This is a genomic window from Micromonospora mirobrigensis, assembly GCF_900091555.1.
GTDB classification, from domain to species: domain Bacteria; phylum Actinomycetota; class Actinomycetes; order Mycobacteriales; family Micromonosporaceae; genus Micromonospora; species Micromonospora mirobrigensis.
Genome location: NZ_FMCX01000002.1, coordinates 35,945 through 54,409, shown reverse-complemented (window position 1 = coordinate 54,409; position 18,465 = coordinate 35,945). Strand labels below are relative to the sequence as shown.

General features: G+C 75.1%; 20 protein-coding genes. 11 read left to right on the top strand and 9 right to left on the bottom strand.

Annotated features, from left to right (window positions below; translation table 11 throughout):
• Positions 1–60 precede the first annotated feature (60 nt).
• The 7 genes from GA0070564_RS07655 (at position 61) to GA0070564_RS07625 (ending at position 5,181) form a co-directional block, all read left to right on the top strand.
• Positions 61–735: a hypothetical protein gene (locus tag GA0070564_RS07655; RefSeq protein WP_091604886.1), complete on the top strand. Its 675-nt coding sequence runs from the start codon at positions 61–63 to the stop codon at positions 733–735.
• A 14-nt stretch (positions 736–749) separates the two neighbouring features.
• Positions 750–1,097: a hypothetical protein gene (locus tag GA0070564_RS07650; RefSeq protein WP_091604883.1), complete on the top strand. Its 348-nt coding sequence runs from the start codon at positions 750–752 to the stop codon at positions 1,095–1,097.
• Between the two features lie 24 nt (positions 1,098–1,121).
• Entirely contained in the window at positions 1,122–1,949 is an 828-nt protein-coding gene (locus GA0070564_RS07645; RefSeq protein ID WP_091604880.1) for a hypothetical protein, read from the top strand.
• A 19-nt stretch (positions 1,950–1,968) separates the two neighbouring features.
• A complete protein-coding gene (locus GA0070564_RS07640) occupies positions 1,969–2,655 on the top strand; it encodes a hypothetical protein (protein WP_091604877.1) in 687 nt (228 codons plus the stop codon).
• Between the two features lie 176 nt (positions 2,656–2,831).
• Complete coding sequence (locus GA0070564_RS07635) at positions 2,832–3,731, top strand: SPFH domain-containing protein (RefSeq protein WP_141714717.1); 900 nt, start codon at positions 2,832–2,834, stop codon at positions 3,729–3,731.
• A 41-nt stretch (positions 3,732–3,772) separates the two neighbouring features.
• Positions 3,773–4,120 carry a PadR family transcriptional regulator gene (locus GA0070564_RS07630; RefSeq protein WP_091604874.1) on the top strand — a complete coding sequence of 116 codons (348 nt, stop codon included), beginning with the start codon at positions 3,773–3,775 and terminating at the stop codon, positions 4,118–4,120.
• Positions 4,117–5,181, top strand: a complete 1,065-nt coding sequence (locus GA0070564_RS07625) for a hypothetical protein (RefSeq protein WP_091604871.1) — start codon at positions 4,117–4,119, stop codon at positions 5,179–5,181. Before GA0070564_RS07630 ends, GA0070564_RS07625 begins: the two co-directional genes overlap by 4 nt.
• A gap of 22 nt (positions 5,182–5,203) precedes the next feature.
• Here GA0070564_RS07625 and GA0070564_RS07620 read toward each other — a convergent pair whose 3' ends face one another.
• The gene (locus tag GA0070564_RS07620; RefSeq protein ID WP_218104894.1) at positions 5,204–6,808 is read right to left on the bottom strand and encodes a sensor histidine kinase; all 1,605 of its coding nucleotides are present in this window, start codon (positions 6,806–6,808) and stop codon (positions 5,204–5,206) included.
• 100 nt (positions 6,809–6,908) lie between these two features.
• Between GA0070564_RS07620 and GA0070564_RS07615 the strand changes: the two genes are divergently transcribed.
• The gene (locus tag GA0070564_RS07615; protein ID WP_091604867.1) at positions 6,909–7,907 is read left to right on the top strand and encodes a mechanosensitive ion channel family protein; all 999 of its coding nucleotides are present in this window, start codon (positions 6,909–6,911) and stop codon (positions 7,905–7,907) included.
• 202 nt (positions 7,908–8,109) lie between these two features.
• On the top strand, positions 8,110–9,363 hold the full coding sequence (locus GA0070564_RS07610; protein ID WP_091604864.1) for an MFS transporter: 1,254 nt from the start codon (positions 8,110–8,112) through the stop codon (positions 9,361–9,363).
• Here GA0070564_RS07610 and GA0070564_RS07605 read toward each other — a convergent pair.
• Complete coding sequence (locus tag GA0070564_RS07605) at positions 9,339–9,749, bottom strand: YchJ family protein (RefSeq protein WP_091606887.1); 411 nt, start codon at positions 9,747–9,749, stop codon at positions 9,339–9,341. The genes GA0070564_RS07610 and GA0070564_RS07605 overlap by 25 nt on opposite strands.
• 237 nt (positions 9,750–9,986) lie before the next feature.
• Here GA0070564_RS07605 and GA0070564_RS07600 point away from each other — a divergent pair, with 237 nt between their 5' ends.
• Complete coding sequence (locus GA0070564_RS07600; RefSeq protein WP_091604861.1) at positions 9,987–11,564, top strand: M28 family peptidase; 1,578 nt, start codon at positions 9,987–9,989, stop codon at positions 11,562–11,564.
• A gap of 63 nt (positions 11,565–11,627) precedes the next feature.
• Here the strand turns inward: GA0070564_RS07600 and GA0070564_RS07595 are convergent, their stop codons facing one another.
• From GA0070564_RS07595 to GA0070564_RS07565, 7 genes are all read right to left on the bottom strand, one after another.
• Positions 11,628–12,644: a glycoside hydrolase family 6 protein gene (locus GA0070564_RS07595; protein ID WP_091604858.1), complete on the bottom strand. Its 1,017-nt coding sequence runs from the start codon at positions 12,642–12,644 to the stop codon at positions 11,628–11,630.
• 97 nt (positions 12,645–12,741) lie between these two features.
• The gene (locus GA0070564_RS07590; protein ID WP_425412445.1) at positions 12,742–13,323 is read right to left on the bottom strand and encodes a class F sortase; all 582 of its coding nucleotides are present in this window, start codon (positions 13,321–13,323) and stop codon (positions 12,742–12,744) included.
• Positions 13,324–13,470: 147 nt separating this feature from the next.
• A complete protein-coding gene (locus GA0070564_RS07585) occupies positions 13,471–13,968 on the bottom strand; it encodes a hypothetical protein (protein ID WP_091604852.1) in 498 nt (165 codons plus the stop codon).
• A gap of 362 nt (positions 13,969–14,330) precedes the next feature.
• Positions 14,331–15,461 carry a hypothetical protein gene (locus GA0070564_RS07580; RefSeq protein ID WP_091604849.1) on the bottom strand — a complete coding sequence of 377 codons (1,131 nt, stop codon included), beginning with the start codon at positions 15,459–15,461 and terminating at the stop codon, positions 14,331–14,333.
• A gap of 98 nt (positions 15,462–15,559) precedes the next feature.
• A complete protein-coding gene (locus tag GA0070564_RS07575) occupies positions 15,560–16,039 on the bottom strand; it encodes a hypothetical protein (RefSeq protein ID WP_091604846.1) in 480 nt (159 codons plus the stop codon).
• Between the two features lie 30 nt (positions 16,040–16,069).
• On the bottom strand, positions 16,070–16,738 hold the full coding sequence (locus tag GA0070564_RS07570; RefSeq protein WP_091604843.1) for a response regulator: 669 nt from the start codon (positions 16,736–16,738) through the stop codon (positions 16,070–16,072).
• Complete coding sequence (locus GA0070564_RS07565) at positions 16,735–17,835, bottom strand: sensor histidine kinase (RefSeq protein ID WP_091604840.1); 1,101 nt, start codon at positions 17,833–17,835, stop codon at positions 16,735–16,737. Before GA0070564_RS07565 ends, GA0070564_RS07570 begins: the two co-directional genes overlap by 4 nt.
• A 189-nt stretch (positions 17,836–18,024) precedes the next feature.
• Here GA0070564_RS07565 and GA0070564_RS07560 point away from each other — a divergent pair, with 189 nt between their 5' ends.
• A complete protein-coding gene (locus GA0070564_RS07560) occupies positions 18,025–18,450 on the top strand; it encodes a DUF6069 family protein (RefSeq protein ID WP_091604837.1) in 426 nt (141 codons plus the stop codon).
• Positions 18,451–18,465: the final 15 nt, after the last annotated feature.

The following is an 18,465-nucleotide window of genomic DNA, read 5'->3' as shown; positions in this document are numbered from 1 at the left end:
TGCGTGGCCGCACGGTCGCGTGGCCGGCCGCCGGACCCGTGCCGGCCAGCGGGGGAGCGGATGCCCTACCACGAGCAGCACGGCGCGGACGACCCGCGCCTGGACGACGCCCGGGAGTTCCTGGCCCGGATGGAGCGCCACTTCGGCCAGGCGCGCCCCGGTGAGGACGTCGGCGGGTACGGCCCGGTCTCCGGCACCGACGTCACCGGCTCGGTGACCTGCCTGGTCGACACCGACGGTGACCTGGTCGACCTCTGGCTCGACCCGGGCTGGTGGCGGGCAGTCGGCCCGGCCGGTGTCGGTGCGGCCCTGCTTGCTGCCCTGGACTTCGCCCGCTCCAAGCTCGGCGTCGCCCGCGCGGTGGCCGAGCGGTACGGCCACGAGCTGCCCGCCCCCGCCGCACCGCCGAGCGCGCAGCACCTGATCCCGCCGCCCACCGCACCGCTGCCCGACCCCGACTCGCCCCGCTACCTGGAGGCGATCTCGGAGAAGATCGACCGGGGCTTCGCGATCCTCGACGCGACCCAGCGGCTGAGCCGGCAGGCCGCCGAGCCGGACCGGCAGCTGGTCGCCGGGCCGTACGGGATCGTCCGGGTGGGCGTGGCCGGTGGCGCGGTCGTCTCCGCCGAGGTCGACGGGTACGACCTCGGGCCGGCCGACGGTGACCGGATCGCCGCCGACGCCCTGGCCGCGCTGCGCGAGGCGGCGCGGCTGACCATCGCCGTGCGGCGCTGAGAAGGAGGAGGACCATGGGCGACTACTCGCGGGCCAAGGTGCAGGTGGCCACGGAGGCCATCCGGGCGGAGGCGGTCAAGTGGCGCAAGCTCTCCGACCGGATGGAGGCCGTCGCACGGACCACCGCCGACCAGGATCTCTCCCCGTTGGCCTTCATGGTGCCCGACCAGGTGATCGGCGGGATCTCGGCGGCCGACCTCCAGAACGCCTACCAGAAGATGCACAGTCAGCTCACCACGTTGTTCCGGGATGCGGTGACCGAGTTCGATCAGTTCGCCGGTGCGCTCAACCGCAACGCCGACTGGTACGAGCGCGCCGAGGAGGACAACATCGCCAACTTCGACAAGATCTGGTCCGCCTGACCCCCGGAACCGACAGGAGCCGTCGTGCCGCCGCAAAGTACGGAGTTCGCCCCCACCATCCTGCTCGCCTACCGCAAGGGCACCGAGCTGGTGGAGGATGCGCTCAGGAAGATCCGGGACAGCTGGAACGAGCTCGTCGGCAAGGTCAACGGGCTGCTCGCGAAGGTCGAAGAGGAGCTGAACAACGACAGCATCTGGGCGACCATCTCCGAGTGGTGGACCGAGAAGATCGCCAACGCGGTCCGGGCCGTCCACGAGAAGATGGAGATCATCCAGAAGAGCGTCAGCACCGTCCTGGAGCGTGTGGAGAAGGCCGTCCAGGGCTCGGTGCCGATCGGTTCGCTCTTCGAGACCGGCTTCCGGTACACCACCGGCGTGCTGACCCCCCTGTCCGAGATCGGCAACGACATGGGCGGCGGCCACAACCTCGCCTACTGGCAGGGGCCGACCAAGGAGGTCTACACCCAGGAGGTGGAGAAGCAGACCAGCGCGGTGGACGCCAGCGTCGGCAAGGTCAAGGCCACCAGTGAGTGGCTCGCCGACGTGGCGACGGCGAACACGGCGTACATCGCCGAGCTGGGCGAGCGTGGCGCCAGCGTGGCCGGCTCCATCCTGGCCACCGCCATCGACGTCGGCGCGATCGGCGCGGGCGCGGTCACCCAGGCGCCGCTGGCCCTGCAGGACCTCGCCGGGACCATCGGCACCGCCACCACCGAGACGCTCGCCTACGCGGTCAACCTCGGCAAGCGGCTCGCCGAGGTGCTCCAGTCGATCAACACGCTGGCCAACGAGATCGCCGACCACAGCGGCGAGCTCAGCGGCGGCCGCTGGCCGCAGTCCGTGACCGGCTGACCCACCAGGAGGAGCCCGCGTGCGCGCATCCCGTCTCGTCACCGCCGTCGCCCTGCCCGCCCTGCTGTTGGCGGCCGGCTGTGGTTCCACCGCCGACGACGCAGAGCAGCCCGATCCCGCGCCGACCACGGCCGCCGTCGGAACGCCGCCGGTCACCGAGGCGGCGACCAGCGGTGCCCGGTGGAGCGGGCTCACCCAACGCTGCCCGGCGTTGACCAGCGCGGCGGCCCGGACGTGGCAGGCCACCGGGGCGGGGACCCCGGACCGGACCGAGTCCGGCGACGGGACGTACGTGACGACCGCCGGCTGCGCGTGGGGCGCCGCCGCCCAGGGCGGCCGTCCCGGGGTCAACGCCAAGGTGACCGTCTACCTGCGCGTGCCGGCCGGCGGGGACGTGACGAAGGAGGCGACCTCGCAGCTGGCCGGGCTGCTCGCCGGGATCCGCGCCGAGGCCGGCGAGGCGAGCAACGGCGGGCGGACGGTGCTGGTGCCCGAGGCGACGCCGGGCGACGAGGCGTTCACCGTGCTCTACCCCGCGGAGAGGGTGGCCGCGACCACCGTCCGGTCGGCGAACGCGGTGGTGACCGTGCGGCTCCTGCTGGGCCGCTCGCCGGAGAATCGGCTGCCGGTGGTCACCGGGCAGCTGCGGGCGCTGCGCCCGCAGCTGCGCGAGCTGGCCGCGGACGTCCTGGACGACCTGCGCTGAGCGGCCGGGGGACCGGCACGGCCGGGTCCGCCGCTGCCGCTCCGCGCCGTCCGGTCCCGACCCGCCGCAACGGCGGCAGCGCCGCGCAGCGACCGACGGCCGGCGGGCAGGAGTGACCGGCGCCGCGGCGGGTATGCGCGGCGCCGGGAGGCGGGGGCCTCCGGGAGCGAGGGGTCATGGGAAGCGCCGCCGCCTTCATCGGCCTGGTCGTCGTCGTGGTCCTGGTGGTGCTGCTCGGGTCGCTGAGCGTCCGCCTGGTCCAGCAGTACCAGCGGGGGATCGTGTTCCGGTTCGGCCGGGTGCTGGACCGCATCCGGCAGCCCGGTCTGCACCTGATCGTGCCGATCGCGGACCGGATGGTCCGGGTCAGCATGCAGACCACCGTGATCGGCGTGCCGGCGCAGGGCGCGATCACCCGGGACAACGTCACCCTGACCGTGGACGCGGTCGTCTACTACCGGGTGGTGGACCCGGTGAAGGCCCTGGTCAACGTGCGGGACTATCCGTCGGCCGTGCTCCAGGTGGCGCAGACGGCGCTGCGGTCGGTGATCGGCAAGGCCGACCTGGACACCGTCCTCGGTGACCGGGAGCGGATCAACGCCGAACTCAAGTCGGTGATCGACGCCCCGACCGAGAAGCCGTGGGGGCTGCTGATCGAACGGGTGGAGGTCAAGGACGTCGCGCTGCCCGAGGGGATGAAGCGCTCGATGTCCCGGCAGGCCGAGGCGGAGCGGGAACGCCGGGCGCGGGTGATCGCCGCGGACGGCGAGTACCAGGCGTCCCGGCGGCTCGCCGACGCCTCCCGGGCGATGGCCGACACTCCGGGGGCGTACCAGCTGCGGCTGTTGCAGACGGTGGTGGACGTGGCGGCGGAGAAGAACAGCACCCTGGTGATGCCGTTCCCGGTCGAGCTGCTGCGGTTCTTCGACGAGTTCGCCAACGGCACCCGGCAGCAGCCCGCCCCGGCCGCCGGGCAGCCGGCGACCCCGGCCCGGCAGCCGGCGACGCCGGTGCCGGCGCCCGACAGCGTCGGGGCGGGCGACGGGCACCGTGGCCACCCGGAGACCCGGCACTGACCGGGCAGCGCATATACCGATAGCCGGTATATTCTGCCGGCATGGCAGAGAGCCCGTTACGGGAACCCACCTTCCTCATCCTCACCGCGCTGGCCGAGACACCGCTGCACGGGTACGCCGTCATCGAGGACGTCCTGCGCATCTCCGACGGCCGGGTCCGGCTGCGCGCCGGCACCCTCTACGCCGTCCTGGACCGGCTGCGCGCCGACGGACTCATCGAGGTCGAGCGGGAGGAGGTCGTGCAGTCCCGGCTGCGCCGCTACTACCGACTCACCGCGCTGGGCGCCACCCGGCTCGCCGCCGAGGTCGACCGGCTACGGCACAACGCCGACGCCGCGGGCGCCCGGCTGCGCCGCAGCGGCCTGCTCGTGGACGGGGGCCCGGCATGAGCGACCTCGAACGCCGCTACCGCCGGCTGCTCGCCGTCTACCCGTGGCAGCACCGCCGGGTGTACGAGGAGGAGATGCTCGCCGTCCTCCTCGCCGGGGCCCGGCCCGGTCAACGCCGGCCCGCCGCCGCGGACGTCCGCAACCTGCTGGTGGCCGGCGTCGCCACCCGGCTGCGGCTGGCCGGGCGGGAGCTCACCCGGCCGGCGTGGGCCGACGCCGCCGCGGTCACCGGCCTGCTCGCCACGCTGGTCCTGCTCGCGCTCGCCGCCCGCACCATGGCCGGCCGGCTGGTCCCCGGGCCGTGGGTGCCACCGGGCAACGTGCCCGGCCCCGACCTCGTCGACTGGTTGCGGCTGGCCGGCTGGGCTTCGGTCGCCATCGCCGCGCTGGCCGGGGCGCGGGTCCTTGCCGCCGGCCTCTCCTGGGCGGGGCTGGCCGTCTGGTCATGGTGGCTGCTGACCCACTTTCCCGCCAGCCCGGTCCTCGTGGTCGACCTCTTCCCGCAGGTGGCGGTCGCCGTGATCGGAGCCGCCACCCTGACCGTTCCGGCCCCGCGCCGCCGGGCCGCGGCCCTGCTCGGCGTACGGCGTCTGGCGGTGCTCGTCCTGACGCCGTTGACGGCGGTGGGAGTGCTGGCGGCCAACCGACTGGCTCAGCCGGAGATGGTGCCGCACCGCGACTACACCTCCTACGTCCTCTACGACCTGGAGGCGAGCACCCAGCTGGCCGTCTGGCTATACGCCGCCGCCCTCGCGGTGCTCGGCCTCGCCGTCCTGCTCGCCCTGGCCACCCTGGCCCCGCAGGTGCGCCGCCGGATCCTCGTGCTGGCGGCCCCGGTGGCGGCGTTGATGCTGCTGATCGACACGGGGCTGGCCGGTTGGGTCGCCTCCAACGCACACATGGGACATCCGATTCCGCTCGTGCCGGCACAGTGGACCGGCATCCTGCTGGTGCCCGTGATCACCTTCCTGGCCGGGGTGCTGCTGGTCCGCCGCCGGGAGGAGACCCTGCGGATGGTGGCCCTGGGCCGGGCCGCCGACCGGGAGCGGCCCGCCGGGTGAGTCGACGCCGGTGGTCCCGGGCTCAGACCGGGACCACCGGCTCCCGCCCGTCGCGCTGCTCCGGCAGCGGCTCGGCGGCGGGCTCCGCCGGCTTTGGCAGAGTGAACACGAAGCGCGCACCGTCGGCGTACCCGTCGTCCAGGTGCAGCGTCCCGCCGTGGTACTCGACGATCTTCTTGCAGATGGCCAGGCCGATCCCGGTGCCGTCGTAGGTGCCGCGCGGGTGCAGTCGCTGGAAGATCAGGAAGATCTTGTCGGCGAACCTCGGGTCGACCCCGATGCCGTTGTCGGCGACCGCGAACGACCAGCCCGCCGGCTCCTCGGTGACGGTGACCCGCACCCGTGGCGGCCGATCCGGGCTGCGGAACTTCACCGCGTTGCCGAGCAGGTTCTGCCAGAGCATGGTGAGCAGGGTCGGGTCGCCGCGCACCACCGGCATCGGGTCGGCCTCGATCTCGGCGCCGGCCTCGGCGACCGCGCCGGAGAGGTTGGAGCGGGCCTGCGTGAACACCTCTTCCAGGTCCACCTCCCGCTCGTCGCCGTAGATCCGGCCGATCCGGGAGAACGCCAACAGGTCGTTGATCAGGTCCTGCATCCGGGTCGCGCCGTCCACCGCGTACCCGATGTACTGCCGGGCCCGGTCGTCGAGCCGGTCGCCGTAGCGGCGCTGCAACATCTGGCAGAACGACGCCACCTTGCGCAGCGGCTCCTGGAGGTCGTGCGAGGCCACGTAGGCGAACTGCTCCAGGTCCTCGTTGGAACGGCGCAGCTCGTCGGCCTGCTGCTCCAGCGCGTCGCGGTCCCGGCGGCTGGACATCAGCGCGTCCACCACCGTCTGGCGCATGGTCTCCACGTCGGCGGTCAGCCGGGCGATGTCGGCCGGACCCTCCGGGCGCAGCCGGTGGTCGAACTCGCCGCCGGCCACCTGCCGCACCGACGCGCCGAGCCGGTTCAGCGGGCGCAGCACCGTCGTGCGTACCAGCGCCGCGATGACCACGCTGGACAGCAGCAGCGTCGCCAGCAGCACCACGAAGAACAGGTCACGCCGGGCCCGCGCCCGGTCCAGGTCCGCCCGACCGGCCGCCTGCACCCGGTCCAGCCGGCTCTCCAGCCGGGTCAGCGCGGTCCGGGCGGCGTCGAAGGCGACCCCGCCGCGCCGCACCACCGGCGCCAGGGCCGTCGCGGGCGTCCCGGCCCGCCGCTGGGCGATCAACCGGCCGGCGAACTCCGTCCGCCAGCGGTCGGCCAGCCCCACCGCCGCGTCCAGCTCCCGCAGCGCCGCCGGCTCGCCGTCGAGCAGGTCGCGCGTCCGGGCCGCCGTCGTGCGCTCGGTGCGTACCGCCTCGTCGTACGGGAGCAGCAGCGTCGGGTCGCCGGTGATGACGTACCCGTGCACCGCCACCACCTGCTCCAGCAGGCCGCTCTCCAGCCGCCCGACGGCGGTCCGGGCCGGGGCGATCCGGTCCGACAGCCGGTTCGACACGGCGGCCGTGTGGGCCAGCTGCGTCGCCCCGAACCCGCCACCGGCGAGCACCAGCACCGTCATCGTGAGCATCATGATGCTCAGCCACCGGCTGGTCGTCAGGCGGGCCCGCCGGCCGTCCCCCGCTGTGGAGCTGCTGTTCACCGCAGCAGGGTAACCGAACGGTGACGGCGTTTCCCGCCGAGCCGGCCAGGGTAGTGCCGCCCCGGTACGACCCGAGCTGACAGGCGTGGAGGAACCTCAGATGAAGGACAACTTCGGGGACGCGGTGGGTGACGCGCTCCGGTCGGTGATGCTGTTCCTGCCCAAGGCGGTCGCCTTCGTGGCGATCCTGGTGGTCGGCTGGCTGATCGCCAAGGCGGTGCTGAAGATCGTCGACAAGGTCCTCGAGCGGGTCCACTTCGACCGGGCGGTCGAGCGCGGCGGCGTCAAGACCGCCCTGGCCCGGTCCCGCTACGACGCCAGCGACATCGTCGCCAAGCTCGCCTACTACGCGGTGCTGCTGGTGACCCTGCAACTGGCCTTCGGCATCTGGGGCCCGAACCCCATCTCGGACCTGATCGCCGGGGTGGTCGCCTGGCTGCCCCGCGCCTTCGTGGCGATCGTCATCGTCGTGGTCGCAGCCGCCATCGCCCGGGCCGTCAAGGACATCATCGGCGGCGCCCTCGGCGGCCTGTCGTACGGCCGGCTGCTGGCCACCGTCGCCTCGGTGTTCATCCTCGGGCTGGGCGTCATCGCCGCCCTCAACCAGATCGGGGTGGCCACCGCGGTGACCACCCCGGTGCTGATCGCGGTCCTGGCCACGGTCGGCGGCATCCTGGTCGTCGGGGTGGGCGGTGGCCTGGTCCGGCCGATGCAGAGCCGCTGGGAGTCCTGGCTCAGCCGGGCCGAGCAGGAGTCGACGGCGATCGCCACGCACGCCCGCGCCTACCGGGAGCAGCGCCGCGAGGCGGCGGCCCGGATCACCCCGCCGGCGGCCCCCGTCACCTCCGACGCCGAGCCGACCCAGCCGGTCACCCCGTACGACGCCACCGAGACCACCCAGGTCGTCTCCCGTTACGACGAGGCGGAGCTGACCCAGCCCGTCACCCCGTACGCGGACGCCGACCGCACGTCTCCGACCACGCCGGCCGACCCGACCGTGCCGAACCAGCCGGCGCCGCCGGTCGAGCGTCCGGGCGGCGACGCCGAGGCCACCATGATCATCCCGTCCCAGCAGGACGTCGACCGGTTCCACCGCTGACCGTCCCGGCTCGTCGTGACAGGGGGTGGGGCCGGTCCGGTCCCACCCCCTTCACCGTCGGCACGGGGCCGCGCCGACGCCGTCGGGGCGACTACCATCACCCCCATGACCTGGCGATGTTGATCCGTAGCCAGAGGCACTGACCGAGGGCCGCCGTGGCCGCCGCACCAGCCGGCGTCCACCTCGTCCCCAGGAAGGCCTCATGACTGTCACCACCGCGCGGGTGCCCGACACCAGCGTGCGCCGCTTGGCGGCCACCCTCTACGGCTACGCGTTCCTCACCGACGCCGTCCTGCTCTATCCGCTGTATCCGCTGCTGTTCAGCGAAACCGGGCTGTCGGTCGGGCAGATCTCCTCGCTCTTCGTCCTCTGGTCGGTCACCGCGATCGCGCTGGAGGTGCCCTCGGGCGCCTGGGCCGACGCCGTGTCCCGCCGGCTGCTGCTGTGCCTGGCCCCGCTGCTGGCCGGCGCCGGCTTCGCGGTCTGGGTGTTCCTCCCGTCCTACCCGGCCTTCGCCCTCGGTTTCCTGCTCTGGGGAGCCGGCGGGGCGTTGGCCTCCGGGGCGCTGGAGGCGCTGGTCTTCACCGAACTCGACCGCCTCGGCGCCGCCGGCCGGTACGCCCGCACCATGGGCCGGGCGAGGACGGCCGGGGTGCTCGGCACCCTGGTCGCCGCGGCGCTCGCCGGGCCGGCGCTCGCGGCCGGCGGCTATCCGGCCGTCGGGGTGGCCAGCGTGCTGGCCTGCCTGCTGGCCGCGGCGCTCGCCGGCCGGTTCCCCGAACACCACGGGCACGAGCCCGCCGGTGCGGGCGGTCCGACCGACGACACCCCGGCAGGCGGCGAGGCCGCCGAAGCGGGCTGGGGGGCCAGCCTGCGCGCCGGCCTCGCCGAGGCGCGCACCGTCCCGGCGGTCGGGGCGGCGGTGCTGCTGCTGGCGGTGGTCGCCGCGGTCTGGGGCGCGCTCGACGAGTACACCCCGCTGCTGATCCGGGAGGCCGGGGTGCCGGCCGCGGCGGTCCCGGCGCTGGTCGCGCTGGTCCTGGTCGGCGTCACCGTGGGCGGTCTGGCCGCGCCGCTGGGGGAGCGGCTGCGCCGACGCGGATACGCCGCCCTGCTGGCGGTCTCGGCGCTGGCGCTGGCCGTCGGCGCCGGCTCCGGCCGCCCGACCGGCCTGGTGCTGGTCGCCGCGGGGTTCGGCGGACTGCAACTGGCCACCGTGCTGGCCGACGCCCGGCTCCAGGCTCGGATCACCGGGCCGAGCCGGGCGACCGTCACGTCCCTGGCCGGGTTGGTCACCGACCTCGCCGTCATCGCCGTCTACGCCGGCTACGTGCCGGTGGAGGGCGTCGGCGGACACCGGTGGGCGTTCGCGGTCGCCGCGGCGGCGTACCTGGTGGTGGCCGGCTGCCTGCTCGTGGCCCGCCGGCCGGCTCAGTCGGGCAGGGCGTCCAGGTAGACCCAGCGGCCGTCCTCCCGGACGAAGCGGCTGCGCTCCTCCAACATGCCCGGCCGGCCCCCCTCCCGGTAGTGGGCGCGGAACCCGACGGTGCCCTCGGCGTCGAAGAGCCCACCACCGTGGGTGTCGCGCACCTCCAGGCGGACCCAGCGCTGGTCCGGGTCGAGGCGCAGCCGCGCCGGCCGGGTGCTGGAGTGCCAGCTGCGCAGCAGGTGGTCGGCGTCGCCGACGGCGAAGGCGCTGAACCGGGAACGCATCAGCGCCTCCGCCGTCGGGGCGTCCGCCTCGCCGTGGTGCAGCGGTCCGCAGCACTGCGCGTACGGCCGGCCGGAGCCGCAGGGGCAGGGTCGGTCGGCCGCGCTCGGCCGGTCAGCACGTCTCGACACCCCGACATTGTCCCCGATCGTCCGGCGCCGATCGGCGGCGCCCACCGCCGACCGCCACCGCCGGGTCCGACGATCGCGCTGCTCCGACGCTTCCCAGCACCCGTGGCGGGTGTCTACAGTCGATGGACCGGCGGGCGGAGCTGGTCGCCGGTTTCCCGCACCGAGGAGGTACGGCACATCGTGGTGTCTGTCCAGAGAAGGTTCGCCGGCGCCGTCGTCGGTGTCGTGGCTGCGTCGATGGCCCTCGCGGCCCCCGTCCAGGCCGATCCCAACAACAACTCCGCGAAGAAGCTCACCAAGGCGGTCACGGTGGACGGCGTCCTGCGCCACCTCGACGCGCTCCAGTCCATCGCCGACGCCAACGGCGGCACCCGCGCCTCCGGCACCCCCGGCTACCAGGCCAGCGTCGACTACGTCGCCGGGAAGCTGGAGGGGGCCGGCTACCAGGTGACCCGGCAGGCCTTCCCGTTCCCCTACTACGAGGCGCACGGGTCGTCCTTCGCCCAGGTGGCGCCGAACCCGACCACCTACACCGCGGGCGTCGACTACACCCTGATGACCTACTCCGGTCCGGGGGACGTCACCGGCGCGGTCGTGCCGGTCGACCTGAACCTCGCCGACCCGGCGGCGGCGACGTCCGGCTGCACGGCGTCGGACTTCGCCGGGCTGGACCTGACCGGCAAGGTCGCCCTCATCCAGCGCGGCGGCACCAACTGCGGCTTCGGGGTGAAGGCCACCAACGCCAAGAACGCCGGCGCGGCCGCGGTGATCATCATGAACCAGGGCAACGGCACCCGGGAGGCCAACCCGGACCGGTTCGCCCTCTTCTCCGGCACGCTCAGCGCCCCGGTCGGCATCCCCGCCATCTCGGTCTCCTTCGACACCGGCGCGCAGTTCGCCGCCACCGCCGGGCTGGTCGTGCGGATCGTGGCGGACACCGAGTCGGAGATCCGCACCACCTGGAACGTCGTGGCCCAGTCCCGGTACGGCCGCACCGACAACGTGGTGATGGCCGGCGCCCACCTGGACTCGGTGCCCGAGGGCCCCGGCTACAACGACAACGGCACCGGAAGCGCCGCGCTGCTCGAGGTCGCGTTGCAGATGGCCAAGGTGAAGTCGAACAACGCGGTGCGGTTCGCCTGGTGGGGCGCGGAGGAGCGGGGCCTGCTCGGCTCCAACCACTACGTCGCCGAGCTGACCGACGCGCAGATCGCGCAGATCGCGCTCTACCTCAACTTCGACATGGTCGGCTCGCCCAACTACGTGCTGGGCGTCTACGACGGTGACGACTCGGCCGCCACCGGCTCCGGGCCCGGCCCGGAGGGCTCGGCGCAGATCGAGTCGGTGTTCGAGCGGTTCTTCGCCGAGCGTGGCCTGGCCACCGTGCCGGCCGACTTCACCGGCCGCTCCGACTACGGGCCGTTCATCGCCGCCGGGGTGGACATCCCGGCCGGTGGCCTGTTCACCGGGGCGGAAGGGCTGAAGACCGTCCAGGAGGCCGCGCTCTTCGGCGGCATCGCGGGCAAGGCGTACGACCCCTGCTACCACCAGGGCTGCGACAGCCTCACCCCGGTCGCCGACGGCGCGGACGCCGACCTGTACGCGGCCCTCGACGCCGCGTACGGCCTGCACGGCAACGTCAACACCTTCGCGCTGGACGTCAACGCGGACGCGATCGCCACCGCGATCATCACGTTCGCGTTCGACACCTCGGCGGTCAACGGCGTACGGCGGGCCCCCGGCCGGTCGCACGACGCCGGGCACAGCGCCGGGGCGGGCGTCGACCCGCACTCGCACGGCGAACTTGCCGGCTGACCGACGCACCACATCCGGGGCCGGGTCCGCTGCCAGCGGGTCCGGCCCCGCTGCGTGGCGGCGTCAGTAGCGCACGGCCGCGCCGTCCGGCCCGGGTGCCAGCGGCGGCTCGGGGCGCCGGGCGGAGGCGGCCCGCAACCGGTCGAAGGGGGCGAGCCACGGTGCGCGGACGACGGCGTCCCAGGCCAGGGTGGGGAAGAACTGCCCCTCCGCCGGTTCGCCGCGCTCGCAGTCGCCGTCCGACTCACCCGGATGCTTCACCCACAGCAGCGCCGCGACCCGCTCCAGGTCCGGCCGGGTGGTGGGGGGATAGCCGAGCGCCCGCAGCGGCGGATTGCACGACTTGGCCTCCTCCGGCGGTCGGCCGGTGTTGCGGGAGGTGTCGATGAGCATCTCCCGGCCGTCGACCAGGTCGGAGACGGCCAGCCCCCACAGGTGGCTGAACTGGGTCAGCTCCCGGCCGCCCACGTTCACCGCGAAACCCTCGGCCCGGTCGATGCCGGCCCGGCGCAGCCGCTGCGCGGTCTCCGCGACGTCGAGCCGGTAGGGGCGCCCGGCGTCGAGGTAGACGTACTGCCCGGCGTCGGCGAGCCGGGTCACCGCGGCGGCCAGCAACGCCGCCCGCTCGTCGTCGAAGCACTCCGCGTCCAGGCCGCCGGGTTCCAGGATCACCGCCGTCTGGCGGTCACCGATCCGGCGGACCAGGTCACCGACGAACGCGTCGTAGGCGGCGCCGTCGGCCGCCCCCCAGCCCTCGCAGTCCCGGTTCGGCAGGTAGCGCACCACCAGCACCACCAGGGCGTCGGTCTGGTCGGCGGCCCGGAGCAGCCGGTCCAGCTCCGGCAGGTCCCGCGGCCCGCTCACCCAGCGCGCCTGCGGCCGGGTAGTGATCGGGTCCAGCCAGCCGGCGCCGTGCGCCCGCTGCCACTGCAGGGCCGGCAGGGCGGGGTCGACCGCCATGACGGCCCCGCGGAAGGGATGCCGCTGGACGGGCGGCTGCGCCTCGGGCGTGGTGGCCGCGCAACCGAGCGCGCCGACGAGCACCGTGACGAGCGTGCCGGTGAGGAGGGCCGTACGCATGTCGGACAACCTATCCGGCCGGGGCGACGGGAACCACGCCGGCTGGCACCCGCCGCGAAGGCCGTCCGATCCCGACCGTGCCCGGCCGGGTTCGGGCTCAGGGCACGCGGGTGGCGAAGACCACGACGTTGTCCAGGTAGTCGCCCCGGCGTACGTCGAACCGGCCCCCGCAGGTGACCAGCCGCAATCGTGACGCGGCGCCGCCGCCGTAGACCCGTTCGGTGGGGAAGCGCTCCTTCGGGTACGACCCGACCCCGTCCACCCGGAAGGCGACCGTCGTGGAATCGACCCGGTCGACCCGGATGGTGTCGCCGACCCGCAACCGACCCAGGTTGAAGAAGACCGCCGGGCCGCTCAGCGAGTCGACGTGTCCGACGATCACCGCGTTGCCGGCCTCGCCGGGGCTGACACCCGGCCGGTACCAGCCGGTGACCTCGGGCCGGTCCAGCGGTGGCACCTCCAGCCGTCCGTCGGCGTCGCCGGCCACCGGGACCACGTCGGCGCTGACGTGGATCGCCGGGATCGTGACCCGCACCGGCGCGGAGCGGGGGAGCGTGTCCCCGGCGGGGGCCGACGGCTCCGGTGCGACCGTGGCGGCCGGCGGCCGGGGCGGCGGCGCGGGCTCCAGGCCCACCCCGGCGGCGAGCAGCGCCAGCCCGGTCGCCCCGGCCACGGCGATCGCGGCGACCGCCGACCGGGTCGTGGGCGCCGGGGAGCCGGCGCGGTTCGGCGATGGCAGGGCCGCACCTCCGTCCGACGGGGGTCGCCGGTGCCCGCGCCGGTGTCACCGGCGCGGGCACCCGTTCTCCGATGGTGGGTACGGGCGTCAGGCCATCGCGCCGGCGTGGCGCCGGCGGCGCAGGAGCACGACCAGGCCGGTGGCGCCGGCGCCGAGGAGCGCGCCGCCCGCGCCGAACGCGACCGCCGCGCCCGTGCCGGTGCCCCCACTGCCCCCGGCGCCGGCGGGCGCGCCACCGATCGGCGTGACGCTGAACTGGGCGCTGCCGGCCGAGCTGCCGTCACCGCAGGTGGCGGCCACCGTGTACGTGCCGAGGGTGAACCCGGCGGTGAAGAGCTCGGCGCTCAGCCCGCCGCCCGCGGCGGCGGTGGTGGACCGGACGTTCTGGTCACGGTCGGGCCCGGTGACGCGGAAGATCGCGTCGCCGTCCTTCGGGTTGCACGTCTTGGCGGTGAGCACGACCGTTCCGCCGACCGGCGTGGTGGCCGGTGACACGGTGGTCTCCGCGAGGGCGATGGCCGGGAGCAGGAGCGCGCCGAGACCCACGCCGACCGCCGCAGAGCCGAGAACTGCCTTTGCCTTCATACGCGTCTTCCCTCACTTTTCGTCCGCTGACTGCGTGGGACGTCGTTCGGGTGGCCAACTCCGTGACTAGCACCGGTGTGGCCAACACTAGGCCGGTTGACCCGTCCAACCAGGGAAAATGAGAATTCCTCTTTGCCGTCCCGTGTCCGCCCCATCGCCACCCGGGTGCGGACATGCCGGCACGGATGCCGCCGAGGACAGGGGCGGTCGAACGCGACCGGCTCCCCGGGGCCTGCTGGCGCTGATCGACGAGGTCGGCGGCCGGCTGAAGCGCCGGCGGGTCGCCGTTCGGGACGGCGGCCGCGAACACCGACGGCCCGGGCGTCACCGCCCGGGCCGTCGACCCCCGTTCGCGCCGCGGCTCAACCGGCGACCGGTGCCTCCACCGGCCGCCGCCGCAGCGCGTACGCCAGCACCGCTGCGGCCAGCAGCGGCCCCCACACCGGGAACGGGAAGAACAGCAGCCCGAACGCGACGCCCCGCAGCCCCTCCCCGAACCCGCCGGTCTCCACGGCGTGCAGCAGCAGCCCCGGCGCCGCCACACAGGTGGCCGTGGCCACCAGGCCGCCCGGCGCCACCGCCCACGTGACCGGCACCGGCCGGTGGCCGAGCACCGGCACCCAGCCGGGGACCACCTCGCCCCAGCGGCTGACCAGGCCGACGGTGAGCACCGCGCCGATCAGCGCCGCGCAGCCCAGCGCCCCGCCCTGCAACCGCAGCGCCGGATCGTCGATGTCGCGGTCCAGGCCGATCGCCCACGGCGTCAGCCAGGTCAACCGGACGAACGCGTACGGCAGCGGGCACAGGGCCGCGCCGAGCGCCGCCACCCGCCCCCAGCGGCGGGCCCGCTCCGGCCGGGCCCACCCCGGGCGGCCGCCGGTCCGTCCCGCCCGCAGCAGCCGGTACGCCACCGCGCCCCACGCCCCGGCGAGCGCCGCCATGGCGAGCCCCCAGAGCAGCCGGGTGCCGTATTCGGCGAAGGCGTGCAGCACATTGCGCGTGAACCGCAGCAGCACCCCGGGGTCGACCGGGCCGGCGAGCACCGCCACGGTGGCGAGCAGCAGCAGCGCCGCCCCGGCGAGCCGTCCCCACCGCCCACCGCGTACGCAGGCCAGCACGATTCCCGTGGTCACGACGAGCGGGGCGCCCAGCGCGAGGGCGTACCCGAGCAGGCTGATCAGGGACGTGTCCGCCATGACCAGGGCGAAGAACCCGGCCAGCCCGGCCGCGAGTGGACCGGCCGCCCGGTGGCCGGGCGCGGGACGGCCGGCCAGGACGGCGATGGCCAGCCCGAGCGCCGCGGCCGCCAGCAGCGTTCCCCCGGCCACCGCGACGGGCAGGTCGTGGGTGACCGACATGGTCACCCGGTCCGTGGCGCCGAACGGGTAGGTCGACGGCCGGGCCAGCCAGCCGGCGCCGATGCCGCCGGTGACCAGCGCGACGACGGCCGCCGCCGTGGCCGGGCCGCTGCGGTGCGGGCGTGGGGTCTGCATGCCCACGACGCTAGGAGCGGCCCCGACGCGGCGACTCCCCCTGGAACGGGAGGTCTGCTCCCTCCCGGGAGTCACCGGGTGGCGGAGGCGTACCTCGGTCACCGCGGGCCGTGCGAGGTGATCGCGGCGATCCACAGCGCCCGCATCCGGTCCTGGTGCCGCCGGCTCAGCAGGGCGAAACACACCGTCACCACCAGCAGGTCGGACGGCGCGCCGACCACCTCCACCTGGATGGCCCCGGCGCGCCCGGACACGGTGCGGGCGGAGATCTCCCGGTCCCCGTCGGTCAGGACACCCCGGTAGTGCCGCCACCCCCGGCCGACCGACCAACGTGCGGGGGCGTCCCGGCCGGCCAGCCGGGCCAGCGGCGGCTCCAGCTCCACGGTGGTGACTCCGGCCGGTCCCGCGACGACCCGGCAGCGCCGGCGCCCCTGGGACCGCAGCGCCCAGCTCCCCTCGGCGGTCGTCGCCTCGGCCCGGACCAGACCTCGACCGGCGTGCAGCGTGCCGCGCGGGGTGGCCCCGTCGGTCAGCTCCCAGGAGCGACGGGTGGTCCGGTGCAACGTCAGCGTGCTCATCTCGGCTCCGTTCGTGTGCGGGAGGGGCGGTCAGTCGACCGGTGGGGCGGGGCGGACCAGCCCCACCTCGTAGGCGAGGACGACGGCCTGGACCCGGTCGCGCAGACCCAGCTTGGTCAGCACGGCGGAGACGTGGGTCTTCACCGTGGCGGTGCTCAGGTGCAGCCGGGCGGCGATCTCGGCGTTGGACAACGCCCCGGCGACCAGGGTGAGGATCTCCACCTCGCGGGCGGTCAGGGCGGCCAGCCGGCGGGCGGGCGTACCGGCGCCGGGCAGCCGGTCGGCGAACCGGTCCAGCAGCCTTCGGGTGACGCCCGGGGCGAGCAGGGCGTCGCCGCGGGCCACCACCCGGACCGCCTCGGCCAGCTCGCCGGGGCGGGTGTCCTTGAGCAGGAAGCCGCTCGCCCCGGCGCGCAGCGCGGCGTAGACGTACTCGTCGAGGTCGAAGGTGGTCAGGATGACCACCCGGGCGGGGTCGCCGGCGGCCACCAGCTCGCGGGTCGCGGCGATGCCGTCCTGCCGGGGCATCCGGACGTCCATGAGGACGACGTCCGGGCGGGTCCGCCGCACCACGTCGACGGCCGCCCGCCCGTCAGCGGCCTCCCCGACCACCGTCAGGTCGGGCCGGGCGTCGAGGATCATCCGCAGGCCGGCGCGGATCAGGTCCTGGTCGTCGGCGACCACCACCCGGATCGTCATCGGGCCACCCGTACCGGGATCCGTGCCCGCACCCGGAAACCGCCGGCGGGCAGCGGGCCGGCGTCGAGGGTGCCGCCGAGCAGCCGGGCCCGTTCCCGCATGCCGAGGATGCCGTGCCCGTCGGCGGCCCGCCGGGCCGGTGGCACGGGACCGTCGTTGACCACCTCCAGGCGCAGCTCACCGTCGTCGTAGCGGACGCTGACCTCGGCCCGGGTGGCGCGGCCGTGCCGCACGGCGTTGGTCAGCGACTCCTGCACGATCCGGTACGCGGACAGCTGCACCCCGCCCGGCAGCCCGACGGTGTCGCCCCGTCGGTCCATGGTGACCTGGAGGCCGACCGCGCGGACGGCGTCGGCGAGCGCGTCGAGCTGGGCCAGCCGGGGCTGCGGACCCGCCGGGTCGGGTCCCGGGTCGGCGGTCAGGGCGTGCAGGATCGCCCGCAGCTCCGCCAGCGCGGACCGGGCGGCGTCCTGGATCGACCCGAGGGCCAGCCGGGCCTGCTCGGGGTGCTCGTCGAGGACGTCCTCGGCGGCGGCGGCCTGCACCGCGATGACGGCCACGTGGTGGGCCACCACGTCGTGCAGCTCCCGCGAGATCCGTTCCCGTTCCTGGCTGATCGTCCGGGCCCGGCGGGCGTGCCGTCGCTCGGCGCGTCCGCGTTGCACCTCACCCAACGCCCACCCGAGGCCCAGCCCGGCCACCGCGAGCAGCAGGTCCCGCCAACCACCGTGGACCAGCTTCCACGGCGTTGGGGCGAGCAGCACGCCCAGGGCGGGCAGCGAGACGCGCGGCGGTCGCAGCCGGGCGACGTAGCTCAGTGGCACCGCGACCTGCCCCAGCCAGCCGAGCTGCGGGCAGAGCACCTCCAGCCCCACGCCGGCGAGTGCCGCCACCGCCAGCGCCGGGAGCGGCCGCCGGCGGATCCACAACAGGCAGCCGGCCTGCACGGCGCAGAGCGCGACCGCGAGGACGACACCCGTCGGGCTGTCCGGGCGCTGCCCGCCGGCGGTAACGGCGACCAGCAGCAGGGCGAACAGCACGGCGGCGATCCCGCCGTCGATCAGCGGGAGGATCGTGGACCTCGGCCATCTACACACACCGCGGATGCTAGAGGCGGACTTGTGCCCACCTCATCGGTCGCGAGACGGAGATTCGCGCGGGACCGGGCCGTGCGACGTACTCCGGGACCGTTCCGCGGACCGATCCGGACCGGGTCCCCGCGCGCCTAGTGTGCCGGGAAGGCCACCGTCGCGGGCCCGGCCCGCGACCGATCCGGAGGTACGCCGATGAGCACCGTCCACCCTGTCGCCGCCCACCCCGCCGGCGTGACCCGCCCGTCCCGGCGCACCCGCCCGTTGGCGGTCCTCGCCGTCACCTGCGCCACCGTCGCCGTCTGGGCGGTGGCCGTCCCACTGGCCGGCGTGGACCTGGTGGCCCGGTCCGGTGGCGCCGACCGGACCGTCGGCCCGGGCGCCGTCGCCGGCACCACCCTGCTGGTCGGGCTGGCCGGCTGGGCGGTGCTGGCCCTGCTGGAACGGCGCACCCGACGCGCCCGGTCGATCTGGACCGGGCTGGCGCTGGCCGTCCTGCTGGTGTCGCTGCTCCCGCCGCTGGCCGAGGGCGTCGGGACGGCAGCGAAGCTGACCCTGGTGACGATGCACCTCGTCGCCGGCCTGCTCGTCCCGGCCCTGGGCCGCACCGCGCCCCGCTGAACCGTGGGCCCGCCC

Excerpts from the sequence above, each read along its gene's own strand:
- GA0070564_RS07580 (WP_091604849.1), bottom strand. The coding sequence starts at position 15,461 with ATGCAGACCCCACGCCCGCACCGCAGCGGCCCGGCCACGGCGGCGGCC.
- GA0070564_RS07575 (WP_091604846.1), bottom strand. The coding sequence starts at position 16,039 with ATGAGCACGCTGACGTTGCACCGGACCACCCGTCGCTCCTGGGAGCTG.
- GA0070564_RS07560 (WP_091604837.1), top strand. The coding sequence starts at position 18,025 with ATGAGCACCGTCCACCCTGTCGCCGCCCACCCCGCCGGCGTGACCCGC.
- GA0070564_RS07630 (WP_091604874.1), top strand. The coding sequence starts at position 3,773 with ATGGCAGAGAGCCCGTTACGGGAACCCACCTTCCTCATCCTCACCGCG.
- GA0070564_RS07595 (WP_091604858.1), bottom strand. The coding sequence starts at position 12,644 with ATGCGTACGGCCCTCCTCACCGGCACGCTCGTCACGGTGCTCGTCGGC.
- GA0070564_RS07585 (WP_091604852.1), bottom strand. The coding sequence starts at position 13,968 with ATGAAGGCAAAGGCAGTTCTCGGCTCTGCGGCGGTCGGCGTGGGTCTC.
- GA0070564_RS07655 (WP_091604886.1), top strand. The coding sequence starts at position 61 with ATGCCCTACCACGAGCAGCACGGCGCGGACGACCCGCGCCTGGACGAC.
- GA0070564_RS07635 (WP_141714717.1), top strand. The coding sequence starts at position 2,832 with ATGGGAAGCGCCGCCGCCTTCATCGGCCTGGTCGTCGTCGTGGTCCTG.
- GA0070564_RS07650 (WP_091604883.1), top strand. The coding sequence starts at position 750 with ATGGGCGACTACTCGCGGGCCAAGGTGCAGGTGGCCACGGAGGCCATC.
- GA0070564_RS07610 (WP_091604864.1), top strand. The coding sequence starts at position 8,110 with ATGACTGTCACCACCGCGCGGGTGCCCGACACCAGCGTGCGCCGCTTG.
- GA0070564_RS07570 (WP_091604843.1), bottom strand. The coding sequence starts at position 16,738 with ATGACGATCCGGGTGGTGGTCGCCGACGACCAGGACCTGATCCGCGCC.
- GA0070564_RS07600 (WP_091604861.1), top strand. The coding sequence starts at position 9,987 with ATGGCCCTCGCGGCCCCCGTCCAGGCCGATCCCAACAACAACTCCGCG.
- GA0070564_RS07615 (WP_091604867.1), top strand. The coding sequence starts at position 6,909 with ATGAAGGACAACTTCGGGGACGCGGTGGGTGACGCGCTCCGGTCGGTG.
- GA0070564_RS07625 (WP_091604871.1), top strand. The coding sequence starts at position 4,117 with ATGAGCGACCTCGAACGCCGCTACCGCCGGCTGCTCGCCGTCTACCCG.